The organism is [Clostridium] celerecrescens 18A, assembly GCF_002797975.1.
Taxonomy (GTDB): Bacteria; Bacillota; Clostridia; order Lachnospirales; family Lachnospiraceae; genus Lacrimispora; species Lacrimispora celerecrescens.
The window spans coordinates 2,513,625-2,532,355 of the sequence record NZ_PGET01000001.1 but is presented as its reverse complement, the minus strand read 5'-3'; the positions used below and the strand labels follow the sequence as shown (position 1 = coordinate 2,532,355).

Annotated in this window: 14 protein-coding genes; 12 read left to right on the top strand and 2 right to left on the bottom strand. The window is 43.8% G+C overall.

The features are described 5' to 3' along the window. Window positions 1-119: 119 nt before the first annotated feature. Together H171_RS11720 and H171_RS11715 are read left to right on the top strand one after the other, a co-directional pair. The gene (locus tag H171_RS11720; protein ID WP_100305310.1) at window positions 120-977 is read left to right on the top strand and encodes a YitT family protein; all 858 of its coding nucleotides are present in this window, start codon (window positions 120-122) and stop codon (window positions 975-977) included. A gap of 26 nt (window positions 978-1,003) precedes the next feature. Then, window positions 1,004-1,441 (top strand): GNAT family N-acetyltransferase, encoded by a 438-nt coding sequence (locus tag H171_RS11715; RefSeq protein ID WP_100305309.1) that lies wholly within the window; start codon window positions 1,004-1,006, stop codon window positions 1,439-1,441. A gap of 132 nt (window positions 1,442-1,573) precedes the next feature. Here the strand turns inward: H171_RS11715 and H171_RS11710 are convergent, their stop codons facing one another. Then, window positions 1,574-3,436: a cache domain-containing sensor histidine kinase gene (locus H171_RS11710; RefSeq protein WP_100305308.1), complete on the bottom strand. Its 1,863-nt coding sequence runs from the start codon at window positions 3,434-3,436 to the stop codon at window positions 1,574-1,576. Further along, window positions 3,426-4,160, bottom strand: a complete 735-nt coding sequence (locus tag H171_RS11705; protein WP_100305307.1) for a response regulator transcription factor — start codon at window positions 4,158-4,160, stop codon at window positions 3,426-3,428. The genes H171_RS11710 and H171_RS11705 overlap by 11 nt, the downstream gene beginning before the upstream one ends. 245 nt (window positions 4,161-4,405) lie before the next feature. Between H171_RS11705 and H171_RS11700 the strand changes: the two genes are divergently transcribed. From H171_RS11700 to H171_RS11655, 10 genes are all read left to right on the top strand, one after another. Then, the gene (locus tag H171_RS11700) at window positions 4,406-5,335 is read left to right on the top strand and encodes a carbohydrate ABC transporter permease (RefSeq protein WP_100305306.1); all 930 of its coding nucleotides are present in this window, start codon (window positions 4,406-4,408) and stop codon (window positions 5,333-5,335) included. After that, a complete protein-coding gene (locus tag H171_RS11695) occupies window positions 5,335-6,174 on the top strand; it encodes a carbohydrate ABC transporter permease (RefSeq protein ID WP_100305305.1) in 840 nt (279 codons plus the stop codon). Before H171_RS11700 ends, H171_RS11695 begins: the two co-directional genes overlap by 1 nt. Window positions 6,175-6,319: 145 nt before the next feature. Beyond that, window positions 6,320-7,693 (top strand): ABC transporter substrate-binding protein, encoded by a 1,374-nt coding sequence (locus tag H171_RS11690; RefSeq protein WP_100305304.1) that lies wholly within the window; start codon window positions 6,320-6,322, stop codon window positions 7,691-7,693. 100 nt (window positions 7,694-7,793) lie between these two features. Then, window positions 7,794-9,527, top strand: coding sequence for a DUF2264 domain-containing protein (locus H171_RS11685; RefSeq protein WP_157803154.1), 1,734 nt, complete (start codon window positions 7,794-7,796; stop codon window positions 9,525-9,527). Continuing rightward, entirely contained in the window at window positions 9,511-10,644 is a 1,134-nt protein-coding gene (locus tag H171_RS11680; RefSeq protein WP_100305302.1) for a glycoside hydrolase family 88 protein, read from the top strand. Before H171_RS11685 ends, H171_RS11680 begins: the two co-directional genes overlap by 17 nt. Window positions 10,645-10,684: 40 nt before the next feature. Further along, the gene (locus H171_RS11675) at window positions 10,685-11,734 is read left to right on the top strand and encodes a glycoside hydrolase family 88/105 protein (RefSeq protein WP_100305301.1); all 1,050 of its coding nucleotides are present in this window, start codon (window positions 10,685-10,687) and stop codon (window positions 11,732-11,734) included. A 452-nt stretch (window positions 11,735-12,186) separates the two neighbouring features. After that, a complete protein-coding gene (locus tag H171_RS11670; RefSeq protein WP_100305300.1) occupies window positions 12,187-14,091 on the top strand; it encodes a PTS fructose transporter subunit IIABC in 1,905 nt (634 codons plus the stop codon). Window positions 14,092-14,216: 125 nt separating this feature from the next. After that, complete coding sequence (locus tag H171_RS11665) at window positions 14,217-14,981, top strand: DeoR/GlpR family DNA-binding transcription regulator (protein ID WP_100305299.1); 765 nt, start codon at window positions 14,217-14,219, stop codon at window positions 14,979-14,981. 153 nt (window positions 14,982-15,134) lie between these two features. Further along, window positions 15,135-17,405, top strand: coding sequence for a pyruvate formate lyase family protein (locus H171_RS11660; protein ID WP_100305298.1), 2,271 nt, complete (start codon window positions 15,135-15,137; stop codon window positions 17,403-17,405). After that, window positions 17,398-18,300: a glycyl-radical enzyme activating protein gene (locus H171_RS11655; RefSeq protein WP_100305297.1), complete on the top strand. Its 903-nt coding sequence runs from the start codon at window positions 17,398-17,400 to the stop codon at window positions 18,298-18,300. The genes H171_RS11660 and H171_RS11655 overlap by 8 nt, the downstream gene beginning before the upstream one ends. Window positions 18,301-18,731: the final 431 nt, after the last annotated feature.

Sequence of the window (18,731 nt, the reverse complement as noted above, 5' to 3'; positions counted from 1 at the left end):
AGTTTTTAAAGTGCTTATGATATTATAATAAAAAATAAATTTTTAGATATTAGGCATAGGCCTTGATCCACGTTTGCTAGGGAAAATCTTAGCAAACGTGTTTTTTTTTGGAGGATAGGATGAAAAAAGGAAGAATAGCACTGGAAATTTTGACGATCATGTTAGGAAATTTTATTTATGCAGTAGGAATTGTATTTTTTATTATGCCTTCCGGTTTGATTACCGGAGGAACCACAGGCATTGCTATTGCCGTTAATCATTATACAAAGATACCTATATCAAGTATTGTATTAGCTTTTAATGTAATTATGTTTATGATCGGTTTGTTCGTATTGGGAAAAAAATTCGCATTAACTACACTGATTAGTACATTATTCTTTCCATTATCTTTGGAAGTATTGCAAAAATTGTCCGTAAATTTTGCAATTACAGATGATATATTTTTATGTACAATTTTTGGTGGTGTTTGTATAGGAAGTGCGATTGCACTTGTTATCAGAGTCGGGGCGAGTACCGGAGGTATGAGTATACCACCATTGATATTGAACAAATATATGCATATTCCTGTATCTGTCAGTTTATACGTAGGCGACTGCATCATACTTGCTCTGCAGGTAGCTTTTAGTGATAAAAATAAAATTCTTTATGGTATTATTTTAGTTATGATTTATTCCATCGTTTTAGATAAACTTCTTATACTAGGTACGAATAAAATACAGATAAAAGTAATAAGCGGCAAATCTCCGGAGATAAAAGATGCAATAATTTCGAAATTTGATAGAGGAGTTACACTTTTGCATAGTAAATCAGGATATCTGGAAAGAGAGATGGATATTTTACTAACTGTTATTTCTAATAATGATTTATCTAAATTTGAAAAGCTGATTCATGAAATAGACGGCGAGGCATTTGTTATTATTAGCCATGTTAATGAGGTAAGAGGCAGAGGATTTAGTATAGGAAAAAGATATTTATAATATTTTACAATGAGGGGAGGTTTATTATGGAATTAAAAATTATTCAAGGAAATGTTTCAGAAGAAATCTTAGATCTATATGTAAAGTCTTTTCGTTTGAAACCCTGGAATGAAACGTGGACGCCGGATATGGCTGGTATGAGGATAAATGATTATCTACAGAATCCGATGGCTCTGGGATATGAAGCTCATCAAGATGGAAATATAGTTGGTTTTTTAATGGGATACATAACCTCCTATTTAGGGGTTAAAGAATTTCATATACAGGATTTTGTGATTTCTGTAGATTTTAGTAGAATGGGCCTGGGAACCAAAATGCTGTCTTTGGTTCAACAGGATGTGAAAAGAAGAGGGATAGTAAATATTAACTTAGTCACTTTGAAAGCTCCGAGGACTGAAGGATTTTACAATAAAAATGGATATGAAACGGATTCAAATCTTGTGTTTATGAATAAAAAAATATAAATGTTACAAAAGACCACGCACGGATATAGTGGTTATATGTCAAAAGCAGCGGTTCCTTATCCATTCGTGGAAAGAGAAACGCTGCTTTTTATAATAGGCTATTATTGCCAATGCATTCCGTATATGAAACAGCTATATGGAGTCCGTAGGGAACTGATCCGCAGTTTCTTTTGGAACAGGAATAGAAAACCAGATTACAGTAAAGTCTTTGCTTCGACTTTTAATATGCAGACCAGAGTCTGGCCCGTAGGATAAAACCAATCTGGAATTTGTGTTCACCAACCCGATGTTCTGGTTGGAAGCCCGTTTCATCTGTTCCAGATCACGTCTGATGGCGTCAAGCTTTTGGCCGGGAATTCCATTTCCTGTATCATAGATATTGAAATAGATTCGATCCTTTTTCCTGTGTACAGAGATACAAATGATCCCTTTTTCTTTCTTCTCTTTAATACCATGATATATTGCATTTTCAACAAGAGGCTGCAGCAGCATCTTCTTGACGGGGTAGATGGAGCATTCCGGGGCAATATGGAATCTGGCATCAAATTTATTCACATAGCGAAGCTTCATAATTTCAAGATACTTTTTGAGATAGTCGATTTCATTCTGAACTTTTACATTCTCCTGAGGATCGCTGAGCGAATAACGCATAATTGCAGAGAGATAGGATATCATCTGACTGCACCGGTTTTCTGAGCCGGTCAGCTTCACCGACTCCCAGTAAATGCTGTTTAACGTATTATGAAGAAAGTGGGGATTGATCTGGTGTTGCAGTGCCTGCATTTTGGATAACTGAAGCTTGGCAGTTTTTTCTGAATCCTGCACCTTTAAATAATCCTGCTCGATGAAGAGGTGGATTACATTCAGCAAAATGTATTCAAAGGGATTGGAGATCCTTTTTGAAGGCGGCTGTATTCTTTTTAGAGCCGTCTTCGGCATGCTGAAAGTGCTGATAATTTTACTTAAGTACTTGTAATCATGCTGGGTTTTAAAGAATGCAAAAATACAGGCTACCCCAATGGCTGCCATTGTGATGAAAATATACATGCTGGTCAGACTTATGGTAGTTTCGTAGATTTTATCCTTAGGAGTCAGCATTAAATAGGAGAATCCATAGGAACGGGGGGAATGCAGATAGGTTGCGGTATAAGAGGCATAATCCTGGCTTACGACCGTAACATTGCTCTGTTTGTATTCGGATGCCATTTGCTCTGAAAGGGACAGGAGCGCTTCTGCTGTAAGTTTACTGGTGGAAGGCCAGACAAGCCGGTTGCCAGAGTCAATTAAGAAAACTTGCTGATTTTCGTATTCCATCAGCCGCTGCAGCTTACTTTTTAACCGGTCCGCATTGAAACTGAAAATGATCAGGCCATTCTGTACATCCGTGGTCCTGTGGTACAGCTTTCTGTAAATGGTCATGCTGGGAGTGGGATATTCGGTATACAGCAGCGGGTCGTCGGAGAACTCCATCCATACGTCTTCTGTTCCGGCATGATGGTAGGAAGCCAGAATTTCAGCTTCCTTATCCGGGGGGAAGGAAATCAGTTTTGCACTTAAGGGAATAAAAATCCGGCTGTAATCATTTTTGTAGTAAACATAAATATTCTGGAGATAGTCGTCCGTGTAAATCAGATTCTGAAAATTCAGCGAAATATTTTCAACGGATTTGATGGAATTTAGGGAGAGTGACTTTTCTGTAAACGCATTCTTAAGCTGTAAGTTCACCCTGGGATTGGAGGCAAAAAAAAGATATGCGTTGTCAACATGGGTATAAAATGTCTCCAGAATATCATCTGCTTGATTTAAAATACGGGAAGCCCTTTTTTCAGCTTCAAGAGTACTCTCTTTTGCTGTTCGGAAAATACTGTATAAGCCGATGAGAAGAAGCGGTATCAAAATTAGCAGGCTGTTGACCAGCAGGCTGCGGATGAAAAAACGGACAGTAGTGGAATGATGCTTTTTATTCAGGTTATCAAAAAATGAATTATTTTTCATGATTTCTATATTCTGTGGGTGTGATGCCCCAATATGCCTTAAAGGCTCTTGCGAAGTTATTTGGATTTACATATCCGATCATATTGCTGATGTTATATATTTTGGTATCCGGGTCCTTAAGCAGCAGTGCCGCCTGCTTCATCCGGGCCTCGTTTAGCAGGTCTGAAAAGGTCTTGGAGGTTTTCAGCTTAATCATCTGACTGAGGTAGGAAGAATTCAGGAACAGGGATTCTGCCAGGGAGGACAGGGAGCCTTCCCTGTAATTTTCGATGCAGTAGGACAGAACCTTTTTTATAATCTCATCAGAAGAATGACTGTGATCGGTATCAGGGCTGACGTTGTATTTTAAGTCCAGTTCCATTTTGATTGTTACAAAAATTTCCTTCAGCTCTGAAAAGCTGGTAGGCTTTAATACATAATATCGAACCCCGTACCGTATCGCGTTCTGCGCATATTTGAAGTTATCATGAGCGCTGAGGAAAACAACGATGGGCCTGGAGCCAGTCAGCTCTGAAACTGCCTTTGCCAGCTGGATCCCGTCCATATCGGGCATACTGATATCGGTCAGGATTACATGCACCGTGTGTTCTTTTAAATATTCAAGAGCTTCCCGTCCGCTGTCTTTTTGGGCACACACATGAAATCCTTGTTCATTCCATGGAAAACAGGACGCAAGTATATTGCGGGAATTCGCTTCATCATCTACAATCAGAAGTTCATACATTTCATTTCCTCCACCACTGTACCATATTGATATAAAAATTATAGCATGAGGAAGTTTTAGAGTCAAAGGGGATAGCGGACAGAGCCGAATATTCTAAAATTATGATAGCCTGGTAAAATAAAGATACATCGAAATGATAGGTGGTTATAATGAATACAAGGGCGCACGGCAGCGGCATCATGATAAAATACGGTTAATGAATTGTGTTCCAATGGGACCGCAAATGACTGAAGGAGGAATTATCTATGCCACCGTTAAAATCAAATGCTGCAAGGATGCCGGCTGTGAGAAAATATCCGAAAAACTGGAGATGGGGATTGCTCTTCATTCTGCCATGGCTGCTTGGATTTTGTATTCTTCAGGCTTATCCGCTGGTAATGTCGCTGTACTACTCTTTTACGGATTTTTCTATTCTGTCGGAAGGCAAATGGATTGGTGCGGATAATTATATCAAGCTGTTTACAAGGGATAAGTATTTTGTAAAGTCTTTCCTGCTGACCTTTAAGTATGCTCTGATGGCAGTGCCCATGAAGCTGATTATGGCTTTGATTGTAGCAATGATCCTGAATATGCGTTTAAAGGGAATCAACCTGTTCCGTACGGTGTACTATCTGCCATCCATTATGGGAGGCAGCGTTGCCATCTCTATCCTATGGAGATTCATGTTCATGAAAGAAGGAATGCTGAACAAGTTTTTAGGTGTTTTACATATTCCGGCAGTGAACTGGCTGGGAGATCCGGATATTGCTCTGGTAACCATTAGTCTTCTTGTCATCTGGCAGTTTGGCTCCTCTATGGTTCTGTTTCTGGCAGGTCTTAAAAATGTGCCGACGGAGCTATATGAGGCGGCAGATGTTGACGGGGCAACAAAGTGGATCCAGTTCTGGCATATTACTTTTCCCATGCTGACACCGGTCGTTTTCTTTAACCTGATCATGCAGATCATTCATGCATTGCAGGAGTTCACCTCTGCATTTATTATCACCAATGGCGGACCCAATCACGGAACCTATTTAATAGGGGTTAAGATTTATGAAGACGCGTTTAAAAATTTGAAAATGGGATATGCATCAGCATCCTCATGGGTGATGTTTGTAGCCATTCTTCTAATCACGCTTCTTGTATTCCGCTCATCAAGTGCATGGGTATTCTATAATGATGGAGGACTGGATTAATGAGAATTAAAAAGAACAACCTTATTGCGTATTTTATTTTAATTGCCGTAGGAACCGTTATGATTTACCCTTTGTTCTGGCTGTTCTTTGCTACATTCAAGGACAACAAGGAGCTGTTTGGAACGATGAGTCTGCTTCCGGAACAATTTTCCTTTGAAGCTTTCAGAGAAGGGTGGAAAGGCAGCGGTCAGTTTACCTACCTGACATTTTACTTAAATACCTTTAAGCTGGTCATCCCGACCGTGGCATTTACCGCCCTTTCCACAGGAATCGTTGCATACGGATTTGCCAGATTCAGCTTTCCGTTTAAGAAAATACTGTTTATGCTGATGATTTCCACTTTGATGCTGCCGGATGCAGTTATTATGATTCCAAGATATGTTGCATTTAACAAATTCGGCTGGGTTGATACCTACCTGCCTTTCTGGGTTCCGGCAATCCTGGCCTGCTATCCTTTCCTGATTTTTATGCAGATTCAGTTCTTAAGAGGAATCCCCAGAGAACTGGACGAATCGGCCTATATGGATGGCTGCAATCCATTTATGGTGTATGTAAAGGTACTGGCTCCGCTTTTAAAGCCCTCTGTTTTTTCTGTTGTGATCTTTCAGACTCTTTGGAGGTGGAATGATTATTTCAATAACCTGGTATACATAAGCAGCGTTAAAAATTATACACTGTCCCTGGCTTTAAAAATGTCCATAGACAGCCAGGGAGCTTCCACACCCTGGAATCAAGTACTGGCCATGTCCTTAGTATCCTTGATTCCGCCGATTTTACTGTACTTCTTTGCACAAAAGTACTTTGTGGAAGGGATTACGGCCGGAGGTATAAAAGGATAAAAAAATGATAGATGAACAATATGAAGATAGATTTTAAAGATATGTACCTGTAATATGAACAGGGGTTTGAAACATTGGATTTATGGTAAAATGGAATTACCAAACGTAAGGGTAAACCTGATAAAGGAGAAGGAGGAACGATTTTATGAAAAAGCATTTCAAGAAAAGCGCTGCTTTGTTTATGGCTGCTTCCATGGCGGCAGTATCCCTGATGGGCTGCAATTCAAGTGCCAAAAATGCAGATACCAGTGCGGCTGCCCAGAGCAGCGCAGGGGCAGAGGATAGGTCGGCTGGCAAGCCGGCAACCGGAGGGGAACCTGTAACGCTGCGTTTTTCCTGGTGGGGAAGCGACAGCAGGCATAAAGCTCTGCTGGCTGTAATTGAAGCTTATGAGAAAAAGAATCCCAACGTAAAGATCGAGGCAGAGTACCAGGGGTATGACGGTTACTACGAGAAGATCATGACAACTCTTTCCAGCAACACGGCGCCGGATATTATCCAGCTGAGCAAGGAATGGCTTCCGGATATTCAGGGAGCCAAGCATTATCTGGCAGACTTATCCACATTGCCGGTGGATTTAAGCACCTTAAAAGACCGCCTGCTGGAGATTGCAGGTACTTATAACGGTGAGCCGAATGTGTTCCCCTGTACCGTCGGAGGCTCTGTAATCTATGTTAATACTGATTTTGCTAAGCAGTATGGAATTGATTTGAGCAAGTCCTATACCTGGGACGAGATTAAGGAGCTTGGGAAATCCATTCACGAGCAGGATAGCGATGCATATTTGATGACGGCAGATGCGGATATGCTGAACCGGTTATTTGTACAGCCTTACCTGGCACAAAAGACGGGAAAGCCTCTGATAGATGAAGAAACCTATGCCATGAATTTTTCGGAAGAAGATGCGGCAGAAGCATTCCGGAATATTGTGGATCTGTATGAGACTAATACTCTGGAACCATTTGGAGAAGCAGCAACCTTTGCCGGACAGGCGGACCAGAACAACAAGTGGATCAACGGAAAGATAGGCATGATTGTGGACTATACAGGAAGCGCTCCTAAATATATTGCTTCCATTGACAGCCCATTAGATGTCATTTCCATGCCCGTCACCAGTGACGCAAAGTGCAGCGGGGTTGCATACAGCGGAGACAGAGGCTTTGCAGTTAATGATAATTCTGAGCATAAGGAAGACGCTGCGAAATTCCTGGATTTTCTGATGAATGATCCGGAATCCATTTCAATCTGTAAAACTGATGTTGGATACTGCCCCACCAAGCAGTCTGATGACATTTTGATCGCAGCAGGAGTTGTAAGTGAAATCCAGAAAAAAGGTGTTGAAATTTCCGAACCAAATTCTTATACCAATAATATGATCAGTGGAAATACCGAGCTTGAAGTAACCCGGAAAGACTTGATCCAGGAGGTTGTTTACGGAGATATTACTCCGGAGGAAGCAGCGAAGGAATTGACAGAACAGTATCAGACAATTCTGGATGAACTGAAAGCTAATAAGTGATAAAAAACAAATAGCAAGTCATACCCCGGAGGGTGTTGTAAAATTGATTTTGCAGCATCCTCTGTTTTAACCTTGCAGAAAGAGTGAGATGGAGGAATATATGAAAGATAAAACCTACTATCAGGAAATGCTGCTGCATCTGGTGGAGCCGTTGAAAAAACATTACAGCAAAGACTGTGCCAGCTTGCAGCTAGGGGCGTTTGCAGCAGGCTACGGCAGCCGGATTGCCGGAATGGAAGGGTTTTCCCGTGTTTTATGGGGCATGGTATCCTACTGGGCTGGCGGAGGAAAAGATGAAAGCCTCCTGCCGGTTTACCAAAAGGGATTATGCAAAGGAACCAACCCTGCATCTGAAGGATATTGGGGAGACCTGCATAATAAAGACCAGAGGATGGTTGAGATGGCGGCGATCAGTTACGGAATACTTATGATTCCGGAAAAGCTGTGGGATCCTATGGGGGCTGCGGAAAAGCAGTGTCTAGCAGATTGGCTGTACCAAATCAACCTTTATACCCAGGCAGACAACAACTGGCAGTACTTTAAGGTCATCGCAAACCTGGCCTTAAAAAGCGTGGGAATGAAATGGAACCGGGATCAGGTTACGGATGCCATGGACCGATATGAATCCTTTTATCTGGGCAATGGCTGGTACTCTGACGGAAAACGGCCGCAGAAGGATTATTACACGTCTTTTGGCATTCATTTCTACTGTCTTTTATATGCGAAATTTATGGAAAAGGAAGACCCGGAGACTGCAGAGCGTTTTAAACAGCGGGCTGCAGAATTTGCAAAAACGTTTATTTACTGGTTTGATGACGAAGGCAAGGCGCTTCCCTTTGGCCGTTCCCTGACCTATCGCTTTGCGCAGGCCGCCTTTTTCAGCGCCTGTGCCCTGGCAGGAGTGGAATGCTTTTCCTTAGGAATCATGAAAGGTATTATCCAAAGGCATATGGAATATTGGCTGCATCAGCCGATCTTTGACAATGCAGGCGTGCTTACGGTTGGATATACTTATCCGAATCTGCTGATGTCCGAGGCCTATAATGCCCCGGGTTCCTCATACTGGGCATTGAAAACCTTTGTATTCCTTGCATTGCCGGATGATCATCCGTTTTGGCAGGCCGGATGCGAAGCGCTGCCAGAGCTGAAGGAAACATATGCGGTAAAGGAATGTGACATGCTGCTCTGTCATAGGAGGCATGAGGTGGTGGCCCTGACAGCAGGCCAGTATCCGGTGATGGAGCATCCCCATGCAGCAGAGAAGTATGCTAAGTTTGCTTATTCTTCTGTTTTTGGCTTTTGCGTTCCCCGATCTTACCATCAGCTGGAACAGGCAGGAACTGACAGCATGCTGGCATTTTACGTTCAAGGCATGTATTATGTGCGGAGGACATGCCAGGAGTATCATGTTACAGGCGATGAGGTTTATGCAAGATGGAGCCCTGTGGAAGGTATTAATGTAGAGACATGGACTGTACCGGTCCAAAACGGTCATAAGCGCAGGCACAGAATTACCAGTAATTTAAACTGTATGGCATATGACTGCGGCTTTTCTTATCCTGACTGTATGGAGGAGACTGGAAAAGAGGAAGGAAATGGTTTTGCGGCTGTTTTCGATGAAAATGGAAGGGGCCAGATTCGGGCGAACCATGGAAAAGGTACCGTCATTACAGCGCTCCCCAATATGAATCTTGTGTTTCCCAATGTCTGTATTCCGGCGATCGAATTTGCGGTTAAACAGGGAGTGACAGAAATCGAAACACTGGTAGAAACAGAATTTACAGATAAGGAGATTGTGATTGGAGGAGGAAACTGCTATGCGTTACGGGATTGAGAAAGAAACGCTTAACTGGGCGGAATCCGTTTGGGAAAAGCTGGAGATAAAACTTGAAGCAGAATGCAGACGTCTTGGGTCCATAATGCCATATGTTCCGGTCGATGGAAGGTATGAAGATATGGGAAAGCGGGAGCTGGCCGCATGGACCAACGGTTTTTACAGCGGGATGCTATGGCAGATGTATCATGCAACCGGAAAAGGGTGCTATAAAGATGCTGCAACCGGAATTGAAGAACGGTTGGATGAGGCACTGACGTCATTTACAAAACTGGACCACGATGTGGGGTTTCTCTGGCTGCATACGGCGGTAGCTGATTATCGCCTTACGGGCAGCAAGGGTTCCCGTGCCAGGGGACTTCATGCGGCAGGAATACTGGCGGGGCGTTATAATCCCAAGGGCAGGTATATTAAGGCGTGGAATGGAGAACGGGCAGGGGTTGCCATCGTAGACTGTCTGATGAATCTGCCCCTTCTGTACTGGGCGGCTGAGGAACAGCATGACAGCGCTTATCGGCAGATTGCCGTCAATCATACGGACACGGTTCTGAATTATATTCTCAGACCGGATGGTTCCTGCAATCATATGGTAGAATTTGATCCGGCCACAGGGGAGTATCTGGATAATCCCGGCGGGCAGGGCTATGAAAGTGGTTCTTCCTGGAGCCGCGGGCAGGCCTGGGCGATTTATGGAATGTCCCTGGCATACCGTTACACGGGAAATGAGGTTTATCTGGATGCTGCAAAGCGTGTGGCCCACTATGTTTGTGCAAATCTGGCAATTCATGATGATATCCCGCTCATTGATTTCCGGGCACCGGCACAGCCTGTCTATTATGACACGACGGCGGGAGTTTGTGCAGCATGCGGCCTCCTGGAGCTTTCTGAGCATGTACGGTATCTGGAAAAGGATCTCTACGTAAAGTCAGCCGTCCGTTGTTTAAAAGCGGTCACGGACCGATTCTGCCAATGGAATCCGGACATAGACTCTGTTGTATCCTGCGGTTCTGCCCGCTATGACCGGGAATCGGACCGCCAGGTGCCAATTATATATGGCGATTACTTTTTGACGGAAGGAATCCTGCGTCTGTTAGACCGGGATTTTCTGATATGGTGATCCGGCTGGCCGGTGTTTGATAAAGATGGAGGATTAAGATATGGGTAAGATTCATTATGACAGGACGAGGATCGGGGAGGCAATGGACCGCATTCTGGAGCGAACCAAACGTATGGATATGTCATGGGACTGGCCCTGCGGTGTAGCATACTATGGCCTTTCCGAGGCCTATGAGGTAACGAAAAAAGAAGACTATCTGAGATTCCTTAAAGAAAGGGTGGATGAGCTGATCGAGCTGGGACTCCCAAGGTGGACGGTAAACACCTGCGCCATGGGACATTGCCTGATTACTTTGTATGAGGCTACAGGGGAAGAAAAATATATGGATATTATAAAGTCCAAGGCGGAGTATTTAAGGAAGGATGCTCTCCGCTTTGGAGACTATGTGTTGCAGCATACGGTTTCAGCAATCAATGATTTTCCGGAGCAATGTTGGGCTGACACCTTATTCATGGCTGCGTTTTTCCTCTTAAGGGTAGGCGTTATGACAAAGGAGGCGGCTCTAATAGAAGATGCGCTGAATCAGTACTACTGGCATATTCAATATCTTCAGGATGAGGACACAGGATTGTGGTATCACGGCTATAATCATATAACAAAAGACCATATGTCAGGCTTTTACTGGGGAAGGGCTAATTGCTGGGCGGCTTATACTATGAGCATGGCAGGACTCATTTTACCGGAATGCTACCTTTATCCCCAATACTTGGAAATCGTTGGAAGCTTAAATGAACAGCTCTCAGCTATTAAATTTTTGCAGACAGATCATGGTCTGTGGAGGACTATTTTAGACGATGAGGAATCCTATGAGGAGGTATCCGCATCTGCCGGAATCGCAGCGGCCATGGTCTTAAAGAAAAATCCTCTTTATATTAAATATATCGAAAAGTCCATTGACGGAGTGTTATCACATGTGGCCCCTGACGGAAGTGTGACCGGTGTTTCTGGCGGGACTGCAGTTATGAAGGACCGGGATGGGTACCGGAATGTTTCGAAAAAATGGATTCAGGGCTGGGGGCAGGGCCTGGCGTTGGTATTTTTAGCCGCAGTCTTAAAGTATGACAGCATTTCGGGAGATGGGGCCCTATAATATAGCATTATATAAGGTGCAAAAGCATGGCAGGGGTCAGTGGATTCTAATTTTTTTAACAGTACCGCATACACTGAGTCTTGTGTCATGCGCAGCAAATCCGCCGCTTTACGGATATGTATGTCAGAGGCAGGGGAATTAGTGATCGGACTGTTTATGTCTTAAAAGATTAAAATAGAGAACGGCGTGGTGACCGTTCTCTTTTATTTTGCATAAAAAAAGAGAATCTTTACGCCGTGAATCGCAAAGAACTAAAATGAATCAATATGAATCAAAATGATTGACAATAAATCAAAACAGTGTTATAGTTGATTTATTGAATACGGCGGGGAAGTGGCACCTGAATTCGAGCAAAGGAGGTACGAACAGCAGTATTGAATGGGTGGAGCCGGAACATGATACATAGAAAGATACGAAACCGCAGAAAATTATTATAATCAGGAGGAATCAAAATGGGGGATATAACAAAGTTTCTCTCGCCTAAGCTGATCAAGGTTAACATGCAGGCAGAGGATAAAAATGCGGCGATAGAGGAGTTGGCGGAACTTCTCTATAAGGAACATGTACTGAAGGACAAAGCCAACTATATTCAGAATGTATTGGAACGAGAGGCACAGGTACCCACTAATCTGGAGAACGGAGTGGCATTGCCTCACGGAAAATCGGATGCAGTACTGAGACCGGCGGTGGCAATCGGAATATCCAAACGGGGAATCAGGTTTGAAGAGGGGAGCTCGCCAAGCCATATCATTTTTCTTATCGCGATGCCAAACAATGCGGACGACACGCATATTACACTGTTAAGCGGTATTACTTCCCGTTTGCTGGATTGCGATTGCCTGGATTATCTAAAGGAGGCAAAACGGCCGGAAGATATTCTTGCAGTACTTAGCACAGAGGAGACACGGACAGAGAACAAAGGGTCAGAACGGTTTTTAATCGGGGTGACCGGCTGTACGGTTGGAGTCGCTCATACGTATCTGGCAGCGAAAGCGTTGGCGAAAGCTGCTGAGGAGATGGGAGTATCCATAAAAGTGGAAACAAACGGCTCCATCGGCACGGAAAATGTTCCCACCAGGGAAGAGATTGAAAGAGCTGAGGGAATTATCATTGCCAGCGACAAGGAGACGGACATGGAACGTTTCCGTGGAAAACAGGTAGTTACCGCCACTGTGAAGGAAGGAATCGACCATCCGAAAGAACTGATCCGAAGGGTTCTGGATGGAAAAGCCCCGCTTTTTGCCGGGAACTCCACAGAGCGTGTTCCGTCAGTTAGCAGGAAGGCAGAAGAGCCAGTGGGTGCGCTTAGTGGAAAGATGTTCTATAAGGCGTTGATGAACGGCGTCTCCTTTATGATCCCGTTTGTGGTAATCGGTGGTCTGCTGATTGCGGTCGCACTTGCAGTGGGAGGAAAGCCCACACCCCAGGGTCTTGTGATCCCCGAAGGCAGCTTCTGGAATCAGATTTCTGCAGTGGGAAGCGCCGGATTTACTTTGATGATCCCGATTCTCGCCGGCTACATAGCATATGCTATTGGTGACAGAGCGGCTCTGGCTCCTGGTATGATTGGCGGCTGGATTGCCAACAACGGTTCTTTCTACGGAGCGTCAGCCGGAACCGGCTTTATCGGAGCCATTGTGGCTGGATTTCTGACCGGATACTTTGTAAAGTGGATGAAGAAGCTTCGTTGGCCGGAGATGATCAGGCCATTGGTTCCGATCATGATTATTCCTATTATTGGATCTTTGTTTATTGCATTTGTATTTATATTTATTATCGGAGCACCCATTTCATCCCTGATGACCGCTCTTTACGCCATGCTGGAAAGCATGTCTGCCGGAAGTATGATTTTGCTTGGCATCACAATCGGTCTGATGCAGGGCTTTGACATGGGCGGTCCCTTTGGCAAGGTAGCATTCATGTTCTCGGTTGGTTTAATTGCCGAAGGACAGCCTCAGTTCATGGGAGCACAGGCTATGGCGATTCCGGTTGCACCGTTGGGCATGGCACTGGCTACATTCTTAGACCGTAAGCACCAGCTGTTTCTTCCTGAGGAGACTGCCAACGGCAAGGCGGCTCTGGCCATGGGCCTGGTGGGGATTTCCGAGGGAGCTATCCCGTTTGCAGCGGGTGATCCGCTGGCCGTCATTCCGGCCAATATGATTGGATCTGTAGTGGCATGTACGATGGGATTCTTATTCGGCATTACAGATTCTGTTGCTCATGGCGGTCCCATTGTGCTGATACTGGGTGCAGTGAACAAGCCGTTTATGGGACTGATCTGTATGGCTGCGGGAACTGTGGTGACTGCAATTGTCTGTATAACTTTAAAGCGTCTTAAATTAAAACGAAACTAAATGTATCAACTGCGGCAAGGATAACCCGGAATGGAGTCATTACATCGGTTAAGATCGATCGAAAGAATGATAGATTGACATATGATTTCCTCCTCTGATATGATAATGGCGAAGGAGGTGACGTTATGCTATCACAGCAAAGGCTTTATCATATCATGAGTATCGTAAAAGAACAGTCTTTTGTAACCATAAAGGAACTGATGGAACAGTTAAATGTATCAAAATCCACGGTAACGAGGGATTTGATTGAACTGGAGGAACAGGGGCTGGTCAGCAGGGAACGGGGAGGAGCTATGTGCAGAGAGGTATCTTCAACACTGACGGTATTCAACGAAGTTCCTACCGTGAACAAGGAGAGCCTGTGTGCGGAGGCAAAGGAGATTGTCTGCCAGCGGGCTGTCACGAATGTAAAGGACGGGGACTGCGTTTATGTGGACTCCGGCACTACCCCTGTGTACCTGCTGCCGCAGCTGCTGGCGCACCATGTAAAGATTGTAACCCCAAGCATTTATCTGATTAAGAAGATTCCCATTACGTACAAGGGAGATATCTATCTGCTGGGTGGTCGTTTTTCACCAGATTATGATTTGAGTTCAGGATCCATGGCAGTGGATATGATTCGGAATTTTAATTTTGACCATGCTTTTTTCAGTACCAATGGGGTTAATATGGAAAGCGGTGAAGTTTACATTTTCGATATGGAGATCGGGACGATGAAAAAGGAGATCATGAAGAAGAGCCAGAACAACCATCTCCTGATCGATGACTCCAAGTATCATATTAAGGCCATGTTCTCGTGGGCAAGTCTGGAAGATTTTACAAACGTGTATGTCAATCGTCTCCCTGACACAGGTGAGGCACCGGATAATTTTACCGTTTGTCTCAGTTAGAATACATTAAGAAGAGGGGACGCAGTTAAGCGCCCTCTTTTTTTCACTAAAAGTGCAGGACCGGAGCAGGAATGCAGAATGGGGCAGTAAGAGAAAAGCTAAGGAACATAAGTGATTTATCAGGTAATATCAGATAGAGGAGGAGACTCGTAAGTGAAAAAGAAAATTAACATTGACGGCGCTCAGAACGTAGAGGTGTCAATCCCAATCCCATGTGAAAAAACACCACGGGAGCAGTTGGCTATTATGGAAGCCTATACAGAGGCGCATAGAAACAGTGAGGGTCTGGATAAGGCGAGAAGAGAGATTAATTGCCTGAAAACAATATATCCGGTGCTGTTCCGTTCGATTGAATATGATGATCTGCTGGCAGGCAGACTTGATTTTTTACCCATTGGCTTTGGCAGTGTGACTAGTATTGGTGGCGTAGGCCATTACTGCGTATTTCATAAGCTGAGGGCATTTAAAGAAACGCTGTTGTACGGCGAGGAAAAAGCAAGAGTTGATACGCTTTACGATTATTGGCAGGATCATGATACGAAGGCAATTTACTGTCAGGAGGTATTGACAGAGGACACAGTCGGAAGGTTTATTGATTGCTCCTTTCCTTTGATGGCAACAGCCAGGTTGTCGGGAATGATGTTGAATTATAAAAAGCTGATGGAATATGGAGTGGAAGGCCTAAAAGAACTGATCAGTTCAAAAGAACAGAATGAATTTCTGGAATGCAGTTATGAAAGCCTTTGTCTTTTGCAGGAGGTAATGGAACGTCAGACGGAACTGGTGAGAGAAGCAAGAAACGGTGCGGACCGGTCCCGTTTGAAGGATTTGGAACTAATGGAAAATGACTTGCGGTATATTAAGAAGAATAAACCACACACGTTCCACCAGGCTTTGCAGCTGTTTTGGATTTACGCCCTTTGTGCAGGAGTAATTAACTATGGGCGGCTGGATGACGTGTTAGGACCATTTTTACAGCATGATCTGGATCATGGCATTATAGACGAAGAAGAGTCCTACCGGTATTTAAAATCCCTGTGGAAGATGATTGAGAACAGGCGTACCACGGTTAACGGACGTATTATTGTAGGCGGTGTAGGACGGGAACATCCGAAAGAAGCAGATACATTTGCCCATATCTGTATGAGGGTGTGCAAGGACACACGTTATGTGGAGCCCCAGTTTACCCTGCGCTTTAGCAAAGACACCCCAGAATCCCTTATGGATATGGCCTATGATTGTATCGGAAGCGGCGCTACCTACCCTACTTTATACAATGATGATGTGAATGTCCCCGCAGTTATGTATTCCATGCGTGTGAAACGGGAAATAGCAGAACAGTACGTACCATTTGGATGCGGAGAATTTGTCATTCAGGGTAAGAGCGTTGGAACACCGAATATTTTATTAAACTTATTAAAAATCTTAAATATCACCTTAAACGGCGGAACAGACCCTATGGATGGGAAACGAAAAAGCGGACCCTTAGAGATTCCGGAATGTTCCCACTTCAAAACCTTTGACGAACTGTTTGATAAATATAAGGAGTTGTTAAATTATTACTTTGATTTAAGCATACAGGCTCAATACCGTTCTTATGAGATCATGAATGAAAAAGTCTCCTTTCTGTTTACTTCTGTTTTGATGGATGATTGTATCAATCGAGGGAAGGCAGTGCTGGACGGAGGAGTGGAAATCCTTGGCGGAACCAATGAAACATACGGAAACATCAATTCCAGCGATTCGCTCTGGGCGATTAAAAAGCTGGTATATATTGATAAAAAATATAGTCTCTGTGAATTGCACCAGGCACAGCTTGCCAATTTTGAAGGATATGAGAGGATTCGAAAAGATTTATTGGATCAGGATAAATACGGCAATGACAAAACGGAATGCGATAATCTCGCAAATGATTTATTTGAATTTGTAGCAAAAGGGATCCGTCAGAAGGGGATTGATTATGGCATGGGATATTTTCTGATTGTAATTTCAAATAACCAGACAAATACAGATTGGGGTCATGATACATTTGCCAGCCTGGACGGGAGAAAAACAGGTATTTACTTAAATCCAGCTAATAATCCCCAGGGCGGAGCGGCAAAAAACGGACCTACCGCCTGCTTGAATTCCCTGGTTAAATTCCAGGCAAAATATCATGGGGGAAGCGTGCAGAATATCAAATTTACGCCCCGTATGTTCAATAAAGACCGAAAAAAAGTCAAAATGTTATTTGATACATATTTTAAAAAAGGAGGCTGCCAGCTCATGGTAACGGTTGTGGATTATGGCGTTCTTGAGGCTGCCCAAAAGAATCCGGAGAATTACCCGGATTTAATTGTCCGAGTGGCCGGTTACAGTGCGGTCTTTGTGAATCTGACAAAGGATATCCAGGAAGAATTGCTGAGCAGGGCATTGTATGATTAGAGTAACCAATATGGAACGGTTTGCGACCCATGACGGACCTGGGATCCGCACCACCGTTTTCTTAAAAGGATGCTCCATGTACTGTCCATGGTGCGCCAATCCAGAGACACAGACATCTTATCCGGAACTCTTATACAACGAGTCGAAGTGTATCGGATGCCGTTCATGCGAAAAGGGATGCCAGACTAAGGCTATTACCTTTGATGACAACGGGAAATTCAATTATAACAGCACCCTATGTACCGATTGTCTGGCTTGTGAGAAAAACTGTATGCAGGATGCACTTGAATTTCATGGAAAAGATATGGAATTGGATTTCATCATGGAAGAAGTGATGAAGGATAAGGATTACTATGATAATTCCGACGGAGGGGGAATCACAGTCAGCGGAGGGGAGCCCTTTGTACAGCTGGAGGGGCTGATTGCCATCCTCAGAGCAAGTAAGGAAAGGGGCCTAAATACGGCGGTAGAAACTACGGGGAATTATTCTTTAAAAGCCCTGCAGGCTGCTGAACCCTATATCGACCATTTTCTCTACGATTTTAAACATCTGGATGACGAAGTACTTAAAAGGGTTACAGGAGGAAATGGGAGACAGATTAAAGAAAACCTGCTATATCTGGTAGAGATGTGTCCGGATAAGTTAACTGTGCGCATGCCGATTATTCCAGGATTCAACTTTGATTCTGCATTAATAAAAGAAACTTTGGGATACCTACAGCAGCTGGGAGTTAAAAACGTAAACCTTCTTCCTTATCATACACTTGGAAAAGCAAAATACGAGAAATTGGGAAGAGCTTACCAGATGACTGATAAAATGCTTCATGAAGAAGATTTAGAGGAATATCACCAATATGCGTTGAAGATTGGGTTGGAATCCAGAATCGGGGGATAGAGGCAAAAAAACAGGAAGGAACGAGATAGGAGTTCCTTCCTGTTTTTTGGCATGCTTGGGTATAGCTGCATTGGTCCAGCACCTCCTTATACTATACTTAAGTAGAGTATATGTTCTAAAGGTGCGTACTTGTTGATGTATCATGTAAATGATAAAATGAGTATAAAAAGTCAATGGAGGTTAAAAGGTATGAAAATAGTTGTTTTAACCGGTAGTCCTCATAAGGACGGTACATCGGCATTAATGGCAGAGAATTTATAGACCGTTATCATGGTATTAATAACCTGATTCGAGGGAAGGGAAAAAAGGCGAACCTTGGCTGGCAGGACTGCGGTAAGATTCTGGCTTACGCTTGTCGTTGCCGGTCTGATATTGAGAATACGGATTATCCGAACCAGGCATATGAACTTGGACGTGGATTATAAGGAGGT

Coding starts and splice junctions, on each gene's coding strand:
- H171_RS11720 (WP_100305310.1), top strand. CDS start 120: ATGAAAAAAGGAAGAATAGCACTGGAAATTTTGACGATCATGTTAGGA.
- H171_RS11715 (WP_100305309.1), top strand. CDS start 1,004: ATGGAATTAAAAATTATTCAAGGAAATGTTTCAGAAGAAATCTTAGAT.
- H171_RS11710 (WP_100305308.1), bottom strand. CDS start 3,436: ATGAAAAATAATTCATTTTTTGATAACCTGAATAAAAAGCATCATTCC.
- H171_RS11705 (WP_100305307.1), bottom strand. CDS start 4,160: ATGTATGAACTTCTGATTGTAGATGATGAAGCGAATTCCCGCAATATA.
- H171_RS11700 (WP_100305306.1), top strand. CDS start 4,406: ATGCCACCGTTAAAATCAAATGCTGCAAGGATGCCGGCTGTGAGAAAA.
- H171_RS11695 (WP_100305305.1), top strand. CDS start 5,335: ATGAGAATTAAAAAGAACAACCTTATTGCGTATTTTATTTTAATTGCC.
- H171_RS11690 (WP_100305304.1), top strand. CDS start 6,320: ATGAAAAAGCATTTCAAGAAAAGCGCTGCTTTGTTTATGGCTGCTTCC.
- H171_RS11685 (WP_157803154.1), top strand. CDS start 7,794: ATGAAAGATAAAACCTACTATCAGGAAATGCTGCTGCATCTGGTGGAG.
- H171_RS11680 (WP_100305302.1), top strand. CDS start 9,511: ATGCGTTACGGGATTGAGAAAGAAACGCTTAACTGGGCGGAATCCGTT.
- H171_RS11675 (WP_100305301.1), top strand. CDS start 10,685: ATGGGTAAGATTCATTATGACAGGACGAGGATCGGGGAGGCAATGGAC.
- H171_RS11670 (WP_100305300.1), top strand. CDS start 12,187: ATGGGGGATATAACAAAGTTTCTCTCGCCTAAGCTGATCAAGGTTAAC.
- H171_RS11665 (WP_100305299.1), top strand. CDS start 14,217: ATGCTATCACAGCAAAGGCTTTATCATATCATGAGTATCGTAAAAGAA.
- H171_RS11655 (WP_100305297.1), top strand. CDS start 17,398: ATGATTAGAGTAACCAATATGGAACGGTTTGCGACCCATGACGGACCT.